The organism is Enterococcus sp. DIV0703, assembly GCF_051711065.1.
Lineage (GTDB): Bacteria > Bacillota > Bacilli > Lactobacillales > Enterococcaceae > Enterococcus_B > Enterococcus_B hirae.
The window spans coordinates 102,174-122,977 of record NZ_JBIOLX010000001.1 but is presented as its reverse complement, the minus strand read 5'-3'; the positions used below and the strand labels follow the sequence as shown (position 1 = coordinate 122,977).

At 36.0% G+C, this 20,804-nt stretch carries 18 protein-coding genes; 2 read left to right on the top strand and 16 right to left on the bottom strand.

Translation table 11 applies throughout. The annotated features are described in order from the left end of the window. Positions 1 to 8: 8 nt before the first annotated feature. Both IGK81_RS00635 and IGK81_RS00630 read right to left on the bottom strand, forming a co-directional pair. Positions 9 to 1,682, bottom strand: a complete 1,674-nt coding sequence (locus IGK81_RS00635; protein ID WP_034698624.1) for a DAK2 domain-containing protein — start codon at positions 1,680 to 1,682, stop codon at positions 9 to 11. A 52-nt stretch (positions 1,683 to 1,734) separates the two neighbouring features. Further along, positions 1,735 to 2,097 (bottom strand): Asp23/Gls24 family envelope stress response protein, encoded by a 363-nt coding sequence (locus IGK81_RS00630; RefSeq protein WP_010720424.1) that lies wholly within the window; start codon positions 2,095 to 2,097, stop codon positions 1,735 to 1,737. Positions 2,098 to 2,367: 270 nt separating this feature from the next. Between IGK81_RS00630 and rpmB the strand changes: the two genes are divergently transcribed. Together rpmB and IGK81_RS00620 are read left to right on the top strand one after the other, a co-directional pair. Then, on the top strand, positions 2,368 to 2,556 hold the full coding sequence (gene rpmB, locus IGK81_RS00625) for a 50S ribosomal protein L28 (protein ID WP_010720425.1): 189 nt from the start codon (positions 2,368 to 2,370) through the stop codon (positions 2,554 to 2,556). Between the two features lie 360 nt (positions 2,557 to 2,916). After that, positions 2,917 to 5,541, top strand: a complete 2,625-nt coding sequence (locus IGK81_RS00620) for a YfhO family protein (protein WP_034698622.1) — start codon at positions 2,917 to 2,919, stop codon at positions 5,539 to 5,541. Between the two features lie 484 nt (positions 5,542 to 6,025). Here the strand turns inward: IGK81_RS00620 and IGK81_RS00615 are convergent, their stop codons facing one another. The 14 genes from IGK81_RS00615 to infA all read right to left on the bottom strand — a co-directional run bounded on the left by IGK81_RS00615 (position 6,026) and on the right by infA (position 20,783). Further along, positions 6,026 to 8,656, bottom strand: a complete 2,631-nt coding sequence (locus IGK81_RS00615; RefSeq protein WP_051641762.1) for a hypothetical protein — start codon at positions 8,654 to 8,656, stop codon at positions 6,026 to 6,028. A gap of 345 nt (positions 8,657 to 9,001) precedes the next feature. After that, complete coding sequence (locus IGK81_RS00610) at positions 9,002 to 9,304, bottom strand: hypothetical protein (protein WP_034698620.1); 303 nt, start codon at positions 9,302 to 9,304, stop codon at positions 9,002 to 9,004. A 347-nt stretch (positions 9,305 to 9,651) separates the two neighbouring features. Further along, positions 9,652 to 12,279, bottom strand: coding sequence for a hypothetical protein (locus IGK81_RS00605; protein ID WP_412003977.1), 2,628 nt, complete (start codon positions 12,277 to 12,279; stop codon positions 9,652 to 9,654). 361 nt (positions 12,280 to 12,640) lie between these two features. Next, entirely contained in the window at positions 12,641 to 14,398 is a 1,758-nt protein-coding gene (locus IGK81_RS00600; protein WP_232622390.1) for a hypothetical protein, read from the bottom strand. Positions 14,399 to 14,683: 285 nt separating this feature from the next. Next, positions 14,684 to 15,430, bottom strand: coding sequence for a tRNA pseudouridine(38-40) synthase TruA (truA, locus tag IGK81_RS00595; RefSeq protein ID WP_010720434.1), 747 nt, complete (start codon positions 15,428 to 15,430; stop codon positions 14,684 to 14,686). A 15-nt stretch (positions 15,431 to 15,445) separates the two neighbouring features. Then, the gene (locus IGK81_RS00590; protein WP_010720435.1) at positions 15,446 to 16,243 is read right to left on the bottom strand and encodes an energy-coupling factor transporter transmembrane component T family protein; all 798 of its coding nucleotides are present in this window, start codon (positions 16,241 to 16,243) and stop codon (positions 15,446 to 15,448) included. Then, the gene (locus IGK81_RS00585) at positions 16,233 to 17,102 is read right to left on the bottom strand and encodes an energy-coupling factor ABC transporter ATP-binding protein (protein ID WP_034697740.1); all 870 of its coding nucleotides are present in this window, start codon (positions 17,100 to 17,102) and stop codon (positions 16,233 to 16,235) included. Before IGK81_RS00585 ends, IGK81_RS00590 begins: the two co-directional genes overlap by 11 nt. Next, entirely contained in the window at positions 17,078 to 17,917 is an 840-nt protein-coding gene (locus IGK81_RS00580; protein WP_034697737.1) for an energy-coupling factor ABC transporter ATP-binding protein, read from the bottom strand. Before IGK81_RS00580 ends, IGK81_RS00585 begins: the two co-directional genes overlap by 25 nt. Positions 17,918 to 18,189: 272 nt before the next feature. Beyond that, positions 18,190 to 18,570 carry a 50S ribosomal protein L17 gene (gene rplQ, locus IGK81_RS00575; RefSeq protein WP_005880733.1) on the bottom strand — a complete coding sequence of 127 codons (381 nt, stop codon included), beginning with the start codon at positions 18,568 to 18,570 and terminating at the stop codon, positions 18,190 to 18,192. Between the two features lie 27 nt (positions 18,571 to 18,597). Continuing rightward, positions 18,598 to 19,536 (bottom strand): DNA-directed RNA polymerase subunit alpha, encoded by a 939-nt coding sequence (locus tag IGK81_RS00570; RefSeq protein ID WP_005880735.1) that lies wholly within the window; start codon positions 19,534 to 19,536, stop codon positions 18,598 to 18,600. Between the two features lie 79 nt (positions 19,537 to 19,615). Beyond that, entirely contained in the window at positions 19,616 to 20,005 is a 390-nt protein-coding gene (gene rpsK, locus IGK81_RS00565; RefSeq protein ID WP_002288714.1) for a 30S ribosomal protein S11, read from the bottom strand. Between the two features lie 27 nt (positions 20,006 to 20,032). Beyond that, positions 20,033 to 20,398 carry a 30S ribosomal protein S13 gene (rpsM, locus tag IGK81_RS00560; protein ID WP_002288713.1) on the bottom strand — a complete coding sequence of 122 codons (366 nt, stop codon included), beginning with the start codon at positions 20,396 to 20,398 and terminating at the stop codon, positions 20,033 to 20,035. Positions 20,399 to 20,415: 17 nt separating this feature from the next. Further along, entirely contained in the window at positions 20,416 to 20,532 is a 117-nt protein-coding gene (gene rpmJ, locus IGK81_RS00555; RefSeq protein ID WP_002288710.1) for a 50S ribosomal protein L36, read from the bottom strand. A 32-nt stretch (positions 20,533 to 20,564) separates the two neighbouring features. Further along, positions 20,565 to 20,783 carry a translation initiation factor IF-1 gene (infA, locus tag IGK81_RS00550; RefSeq protein WP_002288695.1) on the bottom strand — a complete coding sequence of 73 codons (219 nt, stop codon included), beginning with the start codon at positions 20,781 to 20,783 and terminating at the stop codon, positions 20,565 to 20,567. Positions 20,784 to 20,804 lie beyond the last annotated feature (21 nt).

Genomic DNA, 20,804 nt, shown 5'->3' with positions numbered 1-20,804 from the left:
GTCCTTTTCTATTCTGCAGAGAATAAATACGGATAAACCGGTTGATCGCCTTGATGAATTTCAATTTCTAAATCTGGATATTGTTCAACTAATTTAGCTGATAATTCTTCTGCTTGATGAACCGAACCACCTTCACCTGCTAAAATCGTCACAATTTCTGTTTCTTCAGTGATCATTTTTTCTAAGGTAGCGAATGAAGTTGCCATCATGTCAGAATCTGAGATAACGATTTTCCCATCAATCATCCCTAAGAAATCGCCCTCAGTAATTTTCACCCCATCAATGGTTGTGTCACGAATCGCATGAGTAATCTGCCCACTAACGACACTTGCAAGCATTTCTGTCATAGTCGCTTTGTTTTCTTCCAACGATACTTGATCATTAAATGAAAGCATCGCAGTTAATCCTTGTGAGATCGTTTTTGATGGTACGACCGCTACTGGGATATCTGCTACTTCAGCCGCTTGATCCGCAGCCATGAAGATATTTTTATTGTTTGGTAATACGATGACTTTATCCGCATTGACTTCCTTGATCGCTTTAACGATATCTTCCGTACTTGGGTTCATCGTTTGTCCACCACTAATGACGTAGTTTGCTCCTAAACTTTCAAATAACTCTTGCACTCCTTTACCGGCTGCAATCGCTACGATCCCATAAGGTGTACGAGCTGCTTTTTGTGGCTTCGCTTGCTCATCGTGTTCTAAAATCGTTTCATGCTGTAAACGCATGTTGTCGACTTTGATTTTTACTAATGAACCAAATTTTTGTCCATAATTTAATACTTCACCTGGATTTTCGGTATGCACGTGGACCTTAATGATCTCATCATCATTAACAACCAATAATGAATCACCGATTCCATCTAAGTAATTACGAAATTCTTCATAGTCAAATTGGCTATCAACGGTTGGTCCTTCACCGATTTTTACCATGATTTCTGTACAGTAACCATAATGGATATCTTCTGTTGCTAATTGACCTTGGACACTGCGATGATGCTCAGCATTGACCATTTCATCCATTTCAGCTGGTGATGGTTCATAGACTTCTGTCATTTTGAACTCACCATTCAAGGCACTTAAGAAGCCTTCATATACAAATAGCAAACCTTGACCGCCACTATCGACGACACCGACTTCTTTTAACACTGGTAACAAATCAGGTGTTTTCGCTAAGGCACGTTTCCCACCTTTTACCACAGCCGTCATCACTTCAACAACGTCGTCACTTGTTTTAGCTTTCTTTTCTCCAGCTTTTGCAGCTTCACGGGCTACTGTCAAAATGGTTCCTTCAACAGGCTTCATGACTGCTTTATAAGCTGTCTCAACGCCATGCGTAAAAGCCGCAGCTAAATCTGCAGCGTTTAACACTGTCACGTCAGGTATTTGCTTTGAAAAGCCTCGGAATAATTGAGACAAAATAACTCCTGAATTTCCTCTGGCTCCCATTAGTAGGCCTTTTGATAACATTGCTGCTAACTCGCCTACTTTTTCAGAAGTAGAATCAGCAACTGCTTTAGCTCCACTTGTCATAGATAAATTCATATTGGTACCTGTATCTCCATCAGGAACTGGGAATACATTTAACGAATTGACATATTCTGCATTTACTTGCAGACGATTCGCGCCCGCCTGAACCATTTCCTGGAATTGGCTTGCACTGATTTCTGTTACACTCACCTAGATAATCCTCCTTCAGATCGACTGCTGAATCATTCAGCAAGCCTTCTGCCTAGTCTGGCAGTACACGAACACCTTGGACGAAAACATTAACAGAATTGGCTGTTACACCTAGTAATGTCTCCAAGTTGTATTTTACTTTTTCTTGGACATTGCGAGAAACTTCTGAAATTTTTGTACCATAACTAATGATCGTATAAACATCTACTGCGATACCATTAGCTTCTTGGCGAACAACTACTCCTCGAGAATAATTTTCTTTTCGTAGAATTTCAGTAATATTATCTTTTATTTGGTTCTTGCTGGCCATTCCTACAACACCGAACACATCTGTTGCGGCGCCACCAACAACTGTTGCAATCACATCATTGGTAATTTCAATGGTTCCAGCTGACGTTTGAATTTTTACAGCCATGAATGAGCCTCCTTAACGGGCAAAATACTCCCATTTTTCTTCTATCATATTTTATCATAGCGTCACTCGAAATAAAAGGCAGTTACCCTAAAGTACTCAAAAACCGCTGAAAATTTTAAAATTAGTCCTGTATAATTTACAATTATTCCCATGGATTGTCAATTCTTGCTATGAAAAGACACTTGCATATTACCCCTTCATATGATATGTTATTCTGGTATGAGCTGAATTATTCTATCGCTCCAAATCGAGGTAAAGGGGGAAAATTACATGGCAAAAGTTTGTTACTTTACTGGTCGCAAGACAAAAAGTGGAAACAATCGTTCTCATGCGATGAACTCAACAAAACGTACTGTTAAACCTAACTTACAAAAAGTTCGCGTTATGATCGACGGAAAACCTAAAAAAGTTTGGGTGTCAACTCGTGCTTTGAAGTCAGGAAAAGTTGCACGCGTTTAATTGAATGAAGTTTGAACCGTTCGGTGCGTGAACGGTTTTTATTTTTATTATAATGCCTTACTTTTCATAAAAGAAGTTAGTTGAAAAGCCTACAAATGATCTTGATGAACGATCATTTGTAGGCTTTTTAGGTTTTGCCAAGTCCTTAATATTAAACATCTATTCTTTTAAAAACTGGTATTTTATTATTTATAAAATCAGTTTATATAAGTTTTTTTGCCTTTTATTTTCAAAATAAATGTTATTTATTATTGTTTTTTTATTTTTTTGGAAATGCCAAGTCTTTTCATGTAGTTAAAAATATGAATATGATAAACTAGAGATAACTTCATATTTCATAGAAATTTGGTGAATGAATCAATGAAAACAAAAATCAAACTTTTTTTAAAAGAAAATGGTCGTTATGCTTTTGCTAGTTTTCTGATCCCTTTTTTGATACTTGCGTTAGTTTACTTAAGTATCGGAATTTATCCAGGAAGTAGCCGAAGCATTCTTGCAAGTGATGCATTTTCTCAATTTTCAAATTTCCATGCAAGCTTTCGGAACATGTTATTAGGAAAGCAAAGTATTTTTTATACTTGGAACGCCTCATTAGGTCTGAATTATTTATCTTTAATTTCATATTACTTAGGCGGATTATTTACTCCGCTTGTTCTTTTGTTTCCTAATAATATGATGCCTGATGCTTTATATTTTCTAACTCTGCTTAAAGTTGGGTTTGCTGGATTATCTTTTTGGTTCCTTGCGCGGACGTATAAAATTCCACGTTGGGGACAAGTGGCTTTAAGTGTTAGCTATGCTTCGATCTCTTTCATTACCGCTCATTCTGAGATCATTATGTGGTTAGATGCGTTTATTTATCTTCCACTTATTATTTTGGGTATCCATCGGGTCATGGATTATAAACGACCAACATTATTATTTGTTAGTTACTTATTGCTCTTTTTATCCAGTTTTTATATGGGCTTTATGATCGGTATTTTTTCTTTTCTTTATTTTATGGCAAGGCTGTTTACAAAATGGTCACTCTACAAAAAATCGATTGTACCTTATGGGATTACTTCCTTATTAGCTGGTGGAGCATCAATGATCATTATTCTTCCAGCAGTCTTGGATCTCCGATCAAATGGCGAAACATTAACACAGATCACTACACTAAAAACCGAAGCTACCTCATATTTGGATATCATCATGAAAAACATGATCGGTGTCTATGACACAACCAAATATGGCTCCATTCCTTTTATTTATGCTGGTTTGTTTCCATTAGTTTTATGTCTATTTTATTTTGCTAGTCGAAAAATCAACTTAAAGAACAAACTTTTGTATGGTAGTTTATTTGCTTTATTGATTGCTAGTTTCTATCTTGTACCACTCAACCTCTTTTGGCATGGTATGCATGCGCCTAATATGTTTTTGTTCCGCTATTCCTATTTGTTTTCTTTTCTCGTCCTTTTGTTAGCGGCCAAAGGATGGGAACGAATAACTAAAGAGGATCAAGGCTTACTCCTAAGTATCATCATCATTTTAGCAGCAGTTTTTGCTATCGCATGGGGACTTAAGCCTAATAATAGTTACTCTTATATTACAACGACATCGTTTGTCTTAACGATTGTTTTCTTGAGTCTTTACGCGTTAACAATTGGCTTTTTCCAGCAACCAAAACAGCCCGTTAAATACCTTAGCTTATTGTTACTGTTACTGATGACAGGAGAAGCAAGTGTCAATACGAATAGTATGATTCATGGGATATTAGACGATTGGAATTATGCTTCACGAAGCTTATATACTGATCCTGCTCCTAGCATCAAGTCACTTGTTGATCAGACAAAAAAAGAATCGGATACTTTTTATCGATTAGAAAATCTTGATCCGATTTCTCCTAATGATTCCATTAACTATGGCTATAGTGGTATCAGTTTGTTTTCTTCTATTAGAAACAGGAACTCTTCTGCTTATCTAGATTCGTTAGGCTTTCGTTCAAGAGGAACAAATCTTAATATCCGCTACGCAAACAATACGTTATTGATGGATGGGTTTACAGGAATAAAATATAATATTGCTAAAAACGACAGTAGCTTTAGCAAATATGGCTTTGTGAAAGAAAGTCAGAGCGGTGACTATACACTCTATAAAAATCTAAATGCTTTACCGCTAGCTTTTACAGCACCAGTAGATATTAATCACGTGGAACAACCATTAACTGACAATCTCACGAGTCAAACCAATTTGATCAATCGGCTGGCTGATTTAAATGAGCGGTATTTTACTTTCTACACACCAACTTTGAAAAGCCAACAAAACGTCACAGTAAACAAGACGTCTACCGGGGTGACTTATTCTGAAACCACGAATAACCAGCCCAAAACGCTCACTTGGGAAGTGCGTGTACCAGCAAACACACAAGCTTATCTCAGTTTGTTCCCTACTAACTATGCCCAATTAGAAAGTTCTACCGCCACGATTACTGTCAACGGTGTGTCACGAAAGACTCAGATCAGTATTTCTGGACAATATTATGATCTAGGATATTATCCTCAAGACACAACAGTTACTTTCTCTGCTAGTTTTTATGGTACAAAAGAGGTTAGCTTTATGGAACCTAAAGTTCTTGGACTTGATGTTGTTGCTTATCAAGCAGCAATGAATCAAATCAAAGAAAATGGTGTTGCTATGAAAACGACCGGCCGAACAGCCACTGGTACTGTCAACACATCCGAAGAAAGAATGCTAGTCACAACGATCCCTTATGATGCTGGCTGGTCCGCAAAAATCGATGGAAAGGCAGTCAAAGTCGAAAACTTCAAAGATGCCTTTGTAATGATCAAACTACCTGCAGGCAAACATACCGTCACTTTTAGTTACTTACCTCAAGGTTTTATCATCGGATCGATTTTGTTCGTTCTTTGTATCGGACTTTTTATCCTATATGTGTGGTATCAAAAGAAAGAGCCCAAAGTAAATAAGCGATATAAACATAGTTAATGATCCACTCAGCGCCATCATTTCTAAAATTGAAATGATGGCGCTGATTTTTACGTTGATGACTCTTATAGTTCTGATTACTTATCTACTACCGTATTCAGTAATTTCATTATGTTCTGTTATCTTCCTTACAGGACTTGTGGAGCCTGCAATCCTTGACGTTGATTGCAGACTCGAACTTGATTCACGCCTTTTCTCCAAAAGCTCTCTTAAGCGTTGAACATCACCCTGTTGATTACATGAACTGCCCTTATTTAAATTCCCACCTCCGGAAAGAGAGTGTGAATTGTCAAGGACCCAACCGCTTATTTTTATTATTTCAACCTACAAAACATGTTCCGTCATGGCAAAACCTACCAAAAAAAAAGACAGAAAGAAACTTTTCTTCTTTCTGTCCCAATTATTCTATCTCTCATAACCAACATCAATTTCTTATCATTCCTCAACGAAGTTAAAAAGTTAAATGTTCTGGTTTATTGATTACTTATCTGTCGTACCCAACGGCGCCCTTAGGATTATTTATCCGGCTTACAAGATTTGGAGATGCTGTAGAATGCATTTTGACCTCCTGTGTGCCGCAGTTTCCTAAAATTCCTCTCAGTTCTTTTTTCTGACTATTACTCAACCTACCGTTATCTACCTTTCCATTCTCCACTTCTCCGTTATTAAACTTGCCATTATTCCCCACTTCATTACTTAATTGTCTAGCTTTTTTTTGATATATTGGGTTGTTTTGCAAGTCACCGATATTATTCAAATATGTAGGTCTAAACAAAGGCATGCCACCTGTTTTTTTGGTTTGAGAGGTATGTTGATCTAAACTGCCTGTTTTTCCTTCTATCTTGCTGACTAATATAGGATTTATCACTTCTAAATTTAAATTTGTTTCTTCTGGAGTTGCATCATCTTTTTTATCCAATAAACTACTTCTACTTGATTGTCCTTCTTCCACAGATAATCGTGGTTCCTGTAAGTGTTGATTTTCGGTTAACTTATCCGTTTCAAATACATTGTTTATTTTTGAAATAAGGGTGTTTATCTCCCTATTCGCTTTCTTCCAGTATTTTTTTTTATCATCCTGTTTTATGCTCTCGTAGCTCTCAGCAACAAATTTTAATTCTGACTTTGTTTCTTCAACATTTCCATTATACGTTTTTAATGTTTCTACTGCTTTTTTTTGAAACATATAATGTAATTTTTGTGGATCTTCCCCTACTCTTCGAGCATATTTTTCACAAAACTCTTGGAGGTCAATACCAACAAATCCGTTTATATCTCGCAATACACGATGATGAAGAGAAGTGTCCTCTATTTGAGCTGTTAATTCAGCTAATCCCACTTCCATTTGCTTTTTCAGCCGAGGATCTGTTTGTTCACTTGATTGTTTATCAAGTGTATTCTTCAGATTTTTCAAATCAGCTAATTCTTGTTCCAATTCTTGCTCATTTTTTGTAAGATATTCTTGATCTTGTTCATTTAATGTGTATTCATTTTCCTTACTGAGAATCATCTTACTATCTATGTTATGTATACCTGCTTTTTTTAACGTATTGCTTGTGCTGAGATCGTAATAATTATAGCTTTTTGTTGCGACTGAATTTTCCGCTTTTGTCATTAGGATAAAAACATTTCGTTTCAACCCTTTTTTCATTGCAATCTGGTAACGAACTTCTAGTAAATCTCGTAAATTTTCTTTAAAGCTTGGAGTGTCTATATACCCGTTTTGATACGCCGTAATAATCTCATCATATAATTTCTTTTTTGTTTTCCTCAAATCTTTTATTCCTAATTTTACATACTCACTTCGTTCTTTTGAAATTTCAGGAACAGCATTTTCTAAGTCATTTTTGTACTTATAGGCGTTAGCTTCTATCAAGCCATTATGTTCAAGTACCTGAAATATTTTAGAACAGAGTTCGGTTATCTTCTTCTTCGATTCATTCCAGGTTATTTCACTATCCGTTTTCTTTAATTCTTGATATTCTTTATCAATAGATTGCCGTTCACTGAAGTTAGTCCCCGACGTTTTTAAATGATCTGCCAGTGTCAATTGAAACGACCGATAGAGTCGTTGCGGATTTTCCCCTATTCTTGGAGCATATTTTTCACAAAACTCGCGCAGGTCAATACTAGAAACACGATCCACGTTTCTTACGACATAAAGATGAAGACGGACATCACGTAGTCGTCCTATAGTCCATTTAATAGACTCATTCAAACTAGAGGTTTCTTGCTTTCTTGATTGTTTAATCAACGAAGCAAGTGATTTATTGTACTTCTCTTCTAGTTGCTTTAGTTCCTTCTTATTTTTAGTATGAATGTCAAAGTCAAATGTTTTATGATTATAGCTTCTATGAGTTAAACGTTCTTTGCTATTTGTTATAAGTATATTTTTACTATCTATATCGTGTATCCTTGCTTTTTGTAAAGTTTTGCTTCGACTTAGATCGTAATAATCATAGCTATGTCGATCGTTTAGGTATTGTAATATTTTATACATTTCAGGTTGAAGTTTGTTATGCAAAATCTTAACTAAACTCCTTACTTTTTCTAAATCTTTTGTTTCTAACTTCTTTATTTGCTTATAGAGCTTACCAATTTCTTTTAGATCTTTTTTTGATGGTTTAGCTAAATAATCTACTGATTGTTCTGGAGGGTCTGAGATTCCATTAGAAAGAGCAACTATTTTTTTTTTGTATGTTTGATTCAATGGTTGCCCTTCTACGCTTCGATCATCAAACAAATGATCTTTATGATACAAAGCGTGAACATCAATACCGAATTGTTTTTTAAGCTGATTTCTAGCAAGAATTTGGTATCGTATGTTTAACAAGTTACGTAATTTTTCTTTCGATTGATTGGTATCCAAATCCCCTTCTTCATAAGCTGGGATGATTTCTTTGTACAAATCTTCTTTCTCGTGTTTCAACTCTTTCATTGTTAGCTTACTATAGTCAACGATCATGGCTTGGTTTTCGTTAGCCCCAGCATTCTCCCATGGGTCTGCAGCTTGTTCAAACTCATCCTCAGAATCCGAACTATCGTCAAAAATTTGAGAGTAAGTAATAGGGTTATGGCTTGATGTTCCTAAATATGTATCTTCTTCAGTTTCCATAAAATAACTCTCCTTTCGTTAATAAACCTACTAAGTCCTTCACATTATATACTCAAAACAAGCGGTCCCTAGTCCATTTTTTTCTTTATTTTTAAAATTTAAGTTCTGTGATAGTAACAGAGGATTCAGTAAACTGATTGATCTATTTTAGAATTTACCCGTAGTACGCAAGCTTACCTGAGTCTTCCAATTAGGAACTCCAAAAATAAAATAACACAAATGATACATCCTGGCTGAATGCTTCTGTCACTCTTGATGCTTTATTTATCTATTAGTTAAAAAGAACGATCATTTCTAGTTACAGATTTCGGTCGACTATTAGAAAAACTATTTGTTGATGGTAAATTATACCGAAGGACCTTCTGATGATTGCTGGTTTTTTTGATAAAGTTCAGTCATTTTATTTTTGTAAATTTGATTTAAAGGTTGTATTGATTCTAAAGTTTGCTCCAAACTTGATTCTATAGCTGGTATAGAAAATAAAGACTCTTTTTGATAAAAAATGGAAATATCTACACCAATACTTTGTTCAAATTCTTTTTTTATTGCAAGTTGATATCTTATTTCCAACAAATTAGATAGATTTTCTTTAAATGTTTCGGTATTTACCTCCCCTTTTTTAGATAACGCAATAATAGTTTTATACAATTCTTTTTTTTGTTTGTTGCAATTGTTTTATTGTCATTTGATGATACTTGGTTCGGATCGCATTGCCTGCTCTTTAGGGATACCATCGTTTTTTTATTTTCCATGGTGCTTACCTTGTCCTATTGATTGCTTATTTTCCATAAATTTTTTCTCCCTTCGCTCTTTCAGTCCCTATGTCATAGGTAAATTATAATGTTGTGGTGTCTTTTTTTTGTCCCTTACTTTTTTGTCTATTTATTCATAAAACTACCGACCCCCAGAAGTTAGTTTTTGAGCTAATCTTTAGGGATCGGTACAAAAATGATTTTAGATTCTTTAACTGTTTGTTTTACATTTTATAATTTAAATTAGACACTAGTCTCTCTTAATAAATCATTACTAGGCTTTCCTTTAGACGGATCAAATTGTTGATTTTGCGCATCCTGCTGTACTTTACTTTGTGCTCCATTTATTCTATTTAATAATCGTCCTTGGTCATTTTCTGGATTCATTCCCTTATTTTTATTCACTTCAGCGTAAAGGGGTTCTATTTTTTTCACAGGATCTGGTAAATACTCACGGCAATCTTTAATTCCTAAGTTCTTTAATGTAGGACACTCATTAATAGGGGTATTAATGTGATAAAATGGTTGTTCGATTAGCGTGTATTTATTAAGTAGCTTATCTATTTCTGGTAGTAGCTTTATGAACTCTTCATTCGCCCTTTTATATGATCCCTCTTTATCCAATCGTTTTATATAATTGACCTTATTAATAATCCAAGCTCTATCTTGAGCATAATCAACCTTTTTGGATTCTAAATAGTTCTTCGCTATTCTAGCCTTATATTGATCCATATTAAAAAATTCATTCAACTTCCCAACTGATACCGGGTCAGCACTCCTTGTCACATCCTGAAATCTTTTGCTAACCTCCTGTGTAAAATCATCCACCAGATCAGGACTTTTATCTTTTAATTGCGTTGCTGCTGTCTCCTGCCATGCATGAATGATTTTTTGGGGATCAACGTTGTTTCGCTCAGCAAATTTGTGACAAAATTTCTCATAGTCCATCCCAAGCATGTGTTCGATCGTTTTTCTAGTCTCAAGTTGATGATGGATGTCACGTAAGTTGCTTAGATTAGTGATGAATTCTTTTTCATGCACATCCTTATTTAGTGAAGTTTTAGCATTTTTAAAAAGCTTATAAAATTTAGTAACTTGTTTATTGAAAACCAATTCAAGTTCCTTCAACTCTTTTTTGCTTTGTTTAACGTACTGCAAGTTTTTAGTATCAGGTGACGGATAATTAAACTTTAATCGATTCGAAGCATCCAATATCTTCTCAACATTTCCCCATTTATGAAGACCGGCCTTTTTCAACGTTTTACTTTTACTCAAATCGTAATAATCATAGGTCGATAGGTTATTAGGTATATTTTTGTTCAATACTTCTACTATAAGTGGATAAATCTGTGCAGCTGATTCTCTTCCAGACAATATTTGATTGGTATTAAATTGATGTTTCATTTTCTGATATAATTTAGCTCTTTTTTTCTTATTCTCATCTTTAGTATTGTCAGTTGTTACTTGTGGTATATTAGTTTTCGTTTGGTTTATAAAATTACTGATTGCAGCATCATATTTGTTTATCATGTCTGGATTGTCTCTACCTAAAAATTTAGAATTATTTAAAATTTTTGTGAAATCAAAACCAACCTTTTGAATCAGTTCTTTTTTTATGGCGATTTTATAGCGAATATCTAGTAATCTCTCTACTTTTTCAGAAAATTCTTTTGTACCTACTTTATGTTCTTTAGATAACTGAATGATCTCTTTATATAGTTTTTGCTTTTCATTTCTTAAAGAGTTCATGGATTGCCAAAGTTCCGGTTTTGGACCTTGATCCCGGTTATTATCTACGACTTCATAATCATTATTAATATCCGCAACTTCATCATAGATGCTAAAAGATATTGAAGACGTGGTAGAAGCATTACTTGGACGAGGAGTTGGCTCTAAACTTACTTCCTCAAGATTCCCGTTCTTCCTATAACTGTCTACTTCATAATATTCAACTGGTTCGTCATACCCATTATCCTCAACAGCACTTGAACGAGAAGTTCGCTCCTCAGGATTCCCGTTCTCCCCATAAATGTCTACTTCATCATATTCAACTGGTTTGTCATACCCATTATCCTCAACAGCATGATTTCCGTTTTGTCCTTGACTCGTAAGTTGGGAACTATGTATTGTGTTGTCCTCTGAACTGTTTTTTAGACTCTCTTGTTGTTTCTTTTGGAATTCTTTAAATTTCATTTTAACCACTTCTGCTAAACTAACCGAAGAGTTTTGGCTATTAGCACCAACACTTAAATCTTGCCTTCGAATTTGTTTTAAACCAAGTTGTTCCCTTACTTGATGTATCATGTGATATGTATTTAAAAAATTCTTTCTCTGAAATAATAGAGATTCTATTACTGCAGTGTCAGTCATTCCATCAGGAGCAATACCCTCGTCTTTTTTTAATAGGTTCAAATTGTTCTTAGTAGCTTCCCAACCTTCTTCAATTGAACTAATTAGCTGTTCTCTTTCATGCGGTCTAGCTTTCTTCAGTGATTCCACTCCATCACTAATACTTTTGTTATATGCTAGTATATCTTGTAAAATACCATCTGAATCTTGCTTTTTTTCGCTTACAGCACGTGTAAATAAACGTGTGCTTTTACTTGCTACTAGCCTTTCATGTGCCTTTAGTTTAGTTTTTATAGTATTCGGTATCATTTCAGTTAAGTTCATCACTGCTACTTCTAGTTTTTCTTTGGTTAATTGCTTATTGTCTTTCGATAACGTTTTCTTTGTTTCTTCACTTATTTTTTTATGAAATGTTTCGCTATCATAAAATCCTAGATTGTTAGCTATCGCTATAAGGTCTCCATGTATAGTCTCCAATGTTTCCTGATTATTTTCCATTAATGTTTCCTGATTATTTTCCATTAAAAAATCTCCCTCCGTTAAGTTAGTCCATATTGTATACTAAAATCCAATCATTCCTTTACCTATTTTTTCTTTTTTTTAAAATTTATGTTTCGCTTAGTAAAAATGTTTGACATTCGTACACATCGTCTAACTTAATATCTAGTCATTATTTTTCATATCTACTCTTCCAATATTTAGCTGAGTACTGAACTCGATTCGCATATTCATAAAACAAAATCATGAATTGAAGCATTCTATCCTACAAAAATGGCTCACCTTGAGTAGCTATGGTACGTTCTCAAATAATTAAACAACAGGTATACTCACTAGCCGTATAAAATCCATCTGAATTCTTTATTTAAGGGTTGATTATCAGCTATTACCTAGATAAAGATTGTCCATTTGTCACAGTATTTTGGGAAATTCTATTTTTTTCTAACTCCGCACCTTGTTTTGCTCTATCACAAGCTTCGTTTATAGAACTCTTTGTTTCAAAAAACTTAGTTAACGCTTTGACATTTGTTTTTGGTACCAGTTGATTGGTTTTATTGTTATGTTTTTCTTGATCAACTTCTAGTTTCGAAGAAGTGTTTGCCGTAAGATCTGTTCTTGTTGGCTCAGGTTGCTCTAGCTTCTCCTTACTCGGTAATGTCAAAGGGATGTTTTCTGTAAATTCTTTTTTTGCTGACTCGGGTTGTTTTGGTTTCTCTTCGCTCAATAGTTTCGAAGGATTATCGTCTGCCGAGTTTTCTACTGTTTGTTCTACTGATATTTTCTGTGCCGTTAGTTTATTTAACATTAACTGGTTTAATACATTATCAAAGATTGATCGTTGCAGTTTTTGATCACCTTGTAGTTTTGAAGAATTGTTTTCCGTAAGATCTGTTCTTGTTGGCATGGGTTGTTTTGGTTTCTCCTCATTCGTTAATGCCGGAGGAGTGTTTTCCGTAAGATCTATTCTTGTTGACTCGGGTTGTCCTGACTTCTCCTCACTCGGTAATATCAAAGAGGTGTTTTCTGTAAATTCTTTTTTTGCAGACTCTGCTGTTCTTTCTTGTGCTACTGGATTATTTAACTTTATTTGGTTTAATACATCAACGAATTTTCTTCTATGCTCTCCTTGATCAGAAGGTTTAGTTTTTGACGATTCCTTTGTTATTGGCACTGGTATTACTGTTGTCTGATGTATGGGCAGGTTCTTTAGGAATATGTTACCCATAGCGTTTTTAAAAATTTCTTTCTCAGTTGCTGTCATAGCCATAAACGATTTTGAACCGGTTGTTTCTCCCAATATGCTAGTTGAATTTTCCATCTTCGCACTCGATAGTATGGATGGATTATTGTTTGCCGAATTTTTTGCTGAGGCTGATGTTACTATTTTTGGCTGTATGGTTAGGTTTTGTTGGAATATATTACCCATAGCGTTTTTAAAAATTTTTTTCTCAGCTGCTGTCATAGCCATAAACGATTTTGAACCGGTTGTTTCTCCTAATATGCTAGTTGGATTTTCCATCTTCGCACTCGATGGTATTGATGGATTATTGTTTGCCGAATTTTTTGCTGGATCTGGTGTTACTATTTTTGGCTGTATGGTTAGGTTTTGCTGGAATATATTACCCATAGCGTTTTTAAAAATTTTTTTCTCAGCTGCTGTCATAGCCATAAACGATTTTGAACCGGTTGTTTCTCCTAATATGCTAGTTGGATTTTCCATCTTCGCACTCGATGGTATTGATGGATTATTGTTTGCCGAATTTTTTGCTGAGGCTGATGTTACTATTTTTGGCTGTATGGTTAGGTTTTGTTGGAATATATTACCCATAGCGTTTTTAAAAATTTCTTTCTCAGTTGCTGTCATAGCCATAAACGATTTTGAACCGGTTGTTTCTCCCAATATGCTAGTTGAATTTTCCATCTTCGCACTCGATAGTATGGATGGATTATTGTTTGCCGAATTTTTTGCTGGATCTGGTGTTACTATTTTAGGCTTTATGGTTAGGTTTTGTTGGAATATATTACCCATAGCGCTTTTAAAATTTTCTTTCTCATCTAGTCTCGTCTCAATAAAGGGTTTTTCCTCATGTACTTCTCCCAGTATGCTGATTAAAGTATTCTGATCTAATTTTTCATTGCTCATATCATTTATTCTCCTTTCGCTCATTAGGTTCTATTATAAAGAAAAGAATCCTCTCTTTAGCAACAACTTTTTCTTTTTTATATACTTTATGTTATTTCGATTGTTATTTTAAATAATAGTTATTTTATATTTCTATAAAATTGATCATTTAGCTACTTAGATGCTAGTAATATTTTGTTACTGTTATTATTTTTTGGAGAATTAAAACTCATAAAAAAATAAAAAAACGTTCCGTTTAGAGAAATATTTTTTCTCTAAACGAAACGTATGAATGAAAGGTCTTTATTAATCATACACCACTTCATACAGATATAACCCTTCTGGATGAGCTGTGGGACCTGCAGCATTTCGATCTTTTTTCGCAATGATTTCGGGTATACTATCCTCTGAAAGTCGTCCGTTCCCAATCTTCAGCAACGTACCGACAAGGATCCGAATCATCTTGTACAAGAAACCATTCCCACGAAAAGTAAATAACAACTCATCCCCGGCCTCATTGACTTCCATCTTTGCTTCATAGATCGTTCTTACTTTGTCCTCGATTGAACTTCCAGAAGCACAAAAAGAAGTGAAATCATGTGTACCTATTAAGTCAGGCAATGCTCGTTGAATTTTCGATAAATCAAGTGGATAGGGGAAATAACTTGCGTAATGCCGACGAAACGGGCTGCGTGGTTTTCCAATATCGACCCGAAACTGGTAAGTTTTTTCTTTTACTAAATAGCGCGCGTGAAAATCATCTGAAACGATCTCAACGGCTTTAACTGCGATATCTTCTGGCGATTGCGTATCTAATGCAAAACGCATACGTTCTAAAGGTCGTTCTTCAGGGTAATCAAAATGGATCACTTGCCCCATCGCATGGACCCCTGCATCAGTACGGCCAGAACCAAAGACAGTGATCTCTTTTCCATTGGCCATTTTCTTTAGCGTTTTTTCCATTTCCTCTTGGACAGTACGACCATTTGGTTGCTTCTGAAAACCATTAAAATGGGTACCATCATAGGCAATAATTGCTTTATAACGTGTCATACTTTCACCTACTCATCAACTTCTTAAAAAGACTAATGCAATGGTCATCAAGACAAAAACAACAAGGACCATCGTATCTCGTTGATGCCAATGCAGTATGCGGTACTTTGTTCTTCCTTCACCACCTTGGTATCCTCTTGCTTCCATGGCAGTCGCTAAATCTTCTGCCCGGTTAAAACTGCTAACAAACAAAGGAATCAGTAAAGGAATAACTGCTTTCATTTTTTGGACTAGACTTCCTTCACCAAAATCAACCCCACGAGCTCGTTGTGCATTCATGATTTTCTCTGTTTCATCCATCAACGTTGGTACGAATCGTAGAGCAATCGAAAGCATCAACGAAATTTCATGCACCGGAAAGCGAACTGCTTTTAATGGGCGAAGTAAATACTCAATCGCATCAGATAATTCCAAAGGTGGAGTCGTTAATGTTAATAAGGTAGACATAAAAATGATTAGTACAAATCGGCAAAAAATAAACAGCCCATTCATTACACCGAACTCCGTAATATTGAAGATTCCCCAACTCCAGTAGGTAGCACCACCGCTAGTAAATAATACTTGGAGTGCCACTGTAAATAAAATCAACCAGATCAAAGGACGGATGCCTCGGATGAAAAATTTGAAATCTACCTTTGAGAGAAAGACAGCAAGTAAAGTGAAAACAGCTAATAACGCATAAGTCTGCCAATTATTTGCCAAAAAAATAATTCCAATAAAGTAGAAACTTGCTAATAACTTTGCTCGAGGGTCTAATCGATGGATCAAAGAATCTCCAGGCATGTATCGACCAAAAATTAATTTATTCATCATCAGGTTGTCCCCCTACTAATGCTACGAGCTGATCTGCTAATTCATCTGCAGTGATTGGAAGTTCGGAAAAAAGCGCTGTTCGACTATTCAGCTTTTCCGCAAATTCTGTCGCAGTCGGAACACCTAATTGCTTTTCTTTGAGCCAAGATAGATTTTGAAAAACTGCATGAGGTTGACCGCTATTTACAATCCTACCTTTTTCTAAGACATAAACATAATCAGCGTAATTTGCCACATCATCCATTAAATGAGTGACCAATACGATCGTAATTTTTTGTTCTTTGTGCAGTCGCCAGAACATATCCATCATTTCTTTTCGACCTTGAGGATCAAGTCCAGCCGTTGGTTCGTCTAATACTAGTACTTCCGGCTTCATAGCAAGTACACCTGCAATCGCTACTCGACGCATTTGTCCTCCTGATAATTCAAAAGGAGAACGCTCTAAGTAAGTTTCATCTAAACCAACTTGTGCTAATGTTTCTTTAGCTAAATCTCGTGCATCTTCCTCACTGACACCAAAGTTCTTTGGTCCAAAAGCAATATCTTTTGCTACCGTTTCTTCAAATAATTGGGCTTCAGGAAACTGAAAAACAATACCTACTTTTTTACGAATGGGTTTTAAGTTTTTATTATTCGTATCGGGCTTGATTTGTCGATCGCCAATATGTACGATCCCGCTGGTAGGTTTAATCAACGCATTCAAATGTTGCAGTAAGGTTGATTTCCCACTTCCAGTATGCCCGACTAAGGCTGTGTAGCTATTTTCTTTAATCATTAAATCAATATCAAATAATGCACGTTGTTCGAATGGTGTGTTTGGTTGATAGGTGAAATCTACTTTTTCAAAACGGATGTCCATAACCATTCCACCATCCTTTCTTCTGTCATATATTCACTAGGAACATCAATTCCTCGTTGCTTCAAGGCGCTTTTCAATTTTTCAGGAAAAGGAAGATCTAACCCTAAATTGATCAATTCTGGGCCAGCAGAAAAGATTTGTTCTGGTGTGCCTTCATTGACTAATTCTCCTTGTTTCATCACTAATATCCGATTGGCATTTGCTGCCTCATCGATATCATGAGTGATAGATATGACGGTCAAATTACTTTCGTCTTTGATTTTTTTAATCGTAGAAATCACTTCTTCACGACCTTCTGGATCAAGCATACTAGTAGCTTCATCTAAGATAATAATATCTGGACGTAGAGCTACGACTCCAGCAATGGCTACTCGTTGTTTTTGTCCACCAGAAAGTCTTGCTGGTTCACGTTTGGCAAAATCGATCATACGTACCTTTTCTAGCGCATCTTGTACACGGATCACCATTTCTTCTCTAGGTATACCTTGGTTCTCAAGACCAAAAGCAACATCATCTTCAACAGTAGATCCAACAAATTGGTTGTCTGGATTTTGGAAAACCATTCCAACCATTCGACGGATCGACCAGATATTTTCTTCATTAAGTGTTTGATTGCCAACTTTCACAATACCAGACTCTGGTAGAAGCAACCCATTGATTGTTTTTGCAAGTGTTGATTTCCCTGATCCATTATGTCCGATGATTGCGATCCACTCACCTTGCTTGATGGTAAATGAAATGTCTTTTAATGCTGGACGAGGGTCATCAGGTTGATATTTGTAATTAATCTTTCCTAATTCAATTATTGGCTCCATAATTACTCCTTCTCCATCCTAAGTTCCTACTAACACTATCAAAAAACACCTGATTTTTCAATTGTTTCCGTTTTAATTAAAGTGTTTTTTTACACCTTCAATTAGATGTCTTGACAGGTAATTGAAGGTACAAAAAAACACTTTATGATGAGTGCATACTCCCCAAACCGATAGATTTGGGGAGTAGCGCTGAGCTAGACTCGGAAGAGTTAACTTCCAACATCATAACACTCTAAAAGAATCATCTATAAAGTGATGTTATTAGTGTGATTTTAGACAAGTTCTAAGACAACCATTGGTGCACCATCACCGCGTCTTGGTTCTGTCTTCAAGATACGAGTGTAGCCACCTTGACGTTCAGCATAACGAGGTGCAATATCATTAAATAGTTTTTGTAAAGCTGATTCAATGACGATGTCCTCATTTTCTTCACGTACGCTAGCAACTTCATTACGTACAAAAGCCGCAGCTTGACGACGTGCATGTAAGTCTCCACGTTTGCCTAAAGTGATCATTTTTTCTGTAGTTGAGCGAACTTCTTTCGCACGAGCTTCAGTAGTCACAATACGTTCGTTAATTAATAAGTCAGTTGTTAAATCACGCAACATCGCTTTACGTTGGCTAGATGTGCGTCCTAGTTTACGATAACTCACGTTGGTTTCCCTCCTTCGTAAAAGGTTTTAATCTTCCTTACGTAAACCTAAACCTAAGTCGTGTAATTTAGCTTTCACTTCTTCTAATGATTTACGTCCTAAGTTACGGACTTTGATCATTTCTGGCTCAGATTTATTTGTAAGTTCTTGTACAGTATTGATTCCTGCACGTTTCAAACAATTATAAGAGCGAACAGACAAGTCTAATTCTTCAATTGTCATTTCTAACATTTTTTCTTTTTGTGTTTCTTCTTTTTCGACCATGATTTCAGCATTTTTAGCTTCATCAGTTAGGTTTACAAAGATGTCTAAATGTTCTGTCATGATTTTTGCAGATAAACTCATTGCTTCCAACGGTTCGATTGAACCATCTGTCCAAATCTCCATCGTCAATTTATCAAAATCTTCACGGTGTCCAACACGAGTGTTTTCTACTTGGTAGTTCACACGACGAACTGGCGTGTAGATTGAATCGACTGGAAGTACACCAATTGGCATATCTTCTTTTTTGTTTTCATCTGCTTGAACATAACCACGTCCTGGCTTCACTGTTAAGCGAGCGTGGAACGTAGCTCCTTCAGAGACGCTACAGATGTACATATCTTTGTTAAGAATTTCTACCTCACTATCAACGATAATATCGCCAGCAGTTACTGTAGCAGGTCCGGTAATATCGATTTCAAGGGTTTTTTCTTCTTGACCATACATTTTAAGTGCTAAGCCTTTAATGTTCAAGATGATTTGAGTGACGTCTTCTCTTACCCCTTTAATGGTAGAGAATTCATGCAGTACACCATCGATTTGAATATTAGTGATGGCAGCACCTGGCAAAGAAGATAATAAAATACGACGTAGGGAATTCCCTAAAGTAGTCCCATATCCTCTTTCAAGAGGTTCAACGATGAACTTGCCATAATCTTTTTCTTCATCAATTTTTGCGATTCTTGGTTTTTCGAACTCAATCATTCTTATCTTTACCCCTTTCAAAACGAAAAGTGTCTTGTTCAATGACGTTACTAATAGAACTCAAAATGAGCGGCACTCATTAAACACGACGGCGTTTTGGAGGGCGGGCACCATTATGAGGAACTGGAGTCACGTCACGAATTGCAGTCACTTCTAAACCTGTAGCTTGTAATGAACGAATTGCTGCTTCACGTCCAGAACCAGGTCCTTTAACTGTTACTTCAACAGTTTTTAATCCGTGTTCCATTGCTGCTTTTGTAGCTGTTTCTGCTGCCATTTGAGCGGCAAAAGGAGTTGATTTTTTGCTTCCTTTGAAGCCTAATGAACCAGCTGATGACCACGCTAATGCATTCCCGTGAGTATCAGTGATCATGATGATAGTGTTGTTGAATGTAGAATGGATATGTGCAATACCTGCTTCTATATTCTTTTTCACACGGCGTTTACGATTCACTTTTTTTGCTGCCATGAAGTTCTAACCTCCTTCACTTAAGAATTATTTTTTCTTGCCAGCGATAGCGCGAGCTGGACCTTTACGAGTACGTGCATTGTTTTTCGTGTTTTGTCCACGAACAGGCAATCCACGACGATGACGGATTCCACGGTATGAACCGATTTCCATCAAACGTTTGATGTTTAAGTTCACTTCACGACGAAGGTCACCTTCAACTTTTAATTTATCTACTTCTGCACGGATAGCATCTGTTTGTTCATTCGTTAATTCACGAACACGAACATCTTCAGATACACCAGCATCAGCTAAGATTTTTTTAGCAGTAGTGTTACCAATACCATAGATATAAGTAAGAGAAACTACTACACGTTTATCACGAGGAATATCTACTCCTGCAATACGAGCCATATTTATTGCACCTCCAATTATCCTTGACGTTGTTTATGTTTTGGATTTGCTGGGCAAATCACCATAACGCGTCCTTTACGACGAATTACTTTACAATGTTCGCACATTGGTTTTACTGATGGTCTTACTTTCATGATAATACCTCCTGTAGTTTTACGGAGTACAATTATTTAAAGCGATAAGTAATACGGCCACGGTTTAAATCATACGGAGACAATTCAACCGTCACTTTGTCACCAGGTAAGATACGGATGTAATGCATACGGATTTTACCTGAAACAGTAGCAAGAACTTGGTGTCCGTTTTCTAGTTCAACTTTAAACATTGCATTCGGCAAAGTTTCGACGACTGTACCTTCGACTTCAATCATATCTTCTTTTGCCACGCACAGTACCTCCTTGTACTT

Excerpts from the sequence above, each read along its gene's own strand:
- IGK81_RS00630 (WP_010720424.1), bottom strand. The coding sequence starts at position 2,097 with ATGGCTGTAAAAATTCAAACGTCAGCTGGAACCATTGAAATTACCAAT.
- rpmB (WP_010720425.1), top strand. The coding sequence starts at position 2,368 with ATGGCAAAAGTTTGTTACTTTACTGGTCGCAAGACAAAAAGTGGAAAC.
- IGK81_RS00620 (WP_034698622.1), top strand. The coding sequence starts at position 2,917 with ATGAAAACAAAAATCAAACTTTTTTTAAAAGAAAATGGTCGTTATGCT.
- IGK81_RS00615 (WP_051641762.1), bottom strand. The coding sequence starts at position 8,656 with ATGGAAACTGAAGAAGATACATATTTAGGAACATCAAGCCATAACCCT.
- IGK81_RS00605 (WP_412003977.1), bottom strand. The coding sequence starts at position 12,279 with ATGGAAAATAATCAGGAAACATTAATGGAAAATAATCAGGAAACATTG.
- IGK81_RS00600 (WP_232622390.1), bottom strand. The coding sequence starts at position 14,398 with ATGAGCAATGAAAAATTAGATCAGAATACTTTAATCAGCATACTGGGA.
- truA (WP_010720434.1), bottom strand. The coding sequence starts at position 15,430 with ATGACACGTTATAAAGCAATTATTGCCTATGATGGTACCCATTTTAAT.
- IGK81_RS00590 (WP_010720435.1), bottom strand. The coding sequence starts at position 16,243 with ATGATGAATAAATTAATTTTTGGTCGATACATGCCTGGAGATTCTTTG.
- IGK81_RS00585 (WP_034697740.1), bottom strand. The coding sequence starts at position 17,102 with ATGGACATCCGTTTTGAAAAAGTAGATTTCACCTATCAACCAAACACA.
- IGK81_RS00580 (WP_034697737.1), bottom strand. The coding sequence starts at position 17,917 with ATGGAGCCAATAATTGAATTAGGAAAGATTAATTACAAATATCAACCT.
- IGK81_RS00570 (WP_005880735.1), bottom strand. The coding sequence starts at position 19,536 with ATGATTGAGTTCGAAAAACCAAGAATCGCAAAAATTGATGAAGAAAAA.
- rpsK (WP_002288714.1), bottom strand. The coding sequence starts at position 20,005 with ATGGCAGCAAAAAAAGTGAATCGTAAACGCCGTGTGAAAAAGAATATA.
- rpsM (WP_002288713.1), bottom strand. The coding sequence starts at position 20,398 with ATGGCTCGTATTGCAGGAGTAGATATTCCTCGTGATAAACGTGTAGTA.
- rpmJ (WP_002288710.1), bottom strand. The coding sequence starts at position 20,532 with ATGAAAGTAAGACCATCAGTAAAACCAATGTGCGAACATTGTAAAGTA.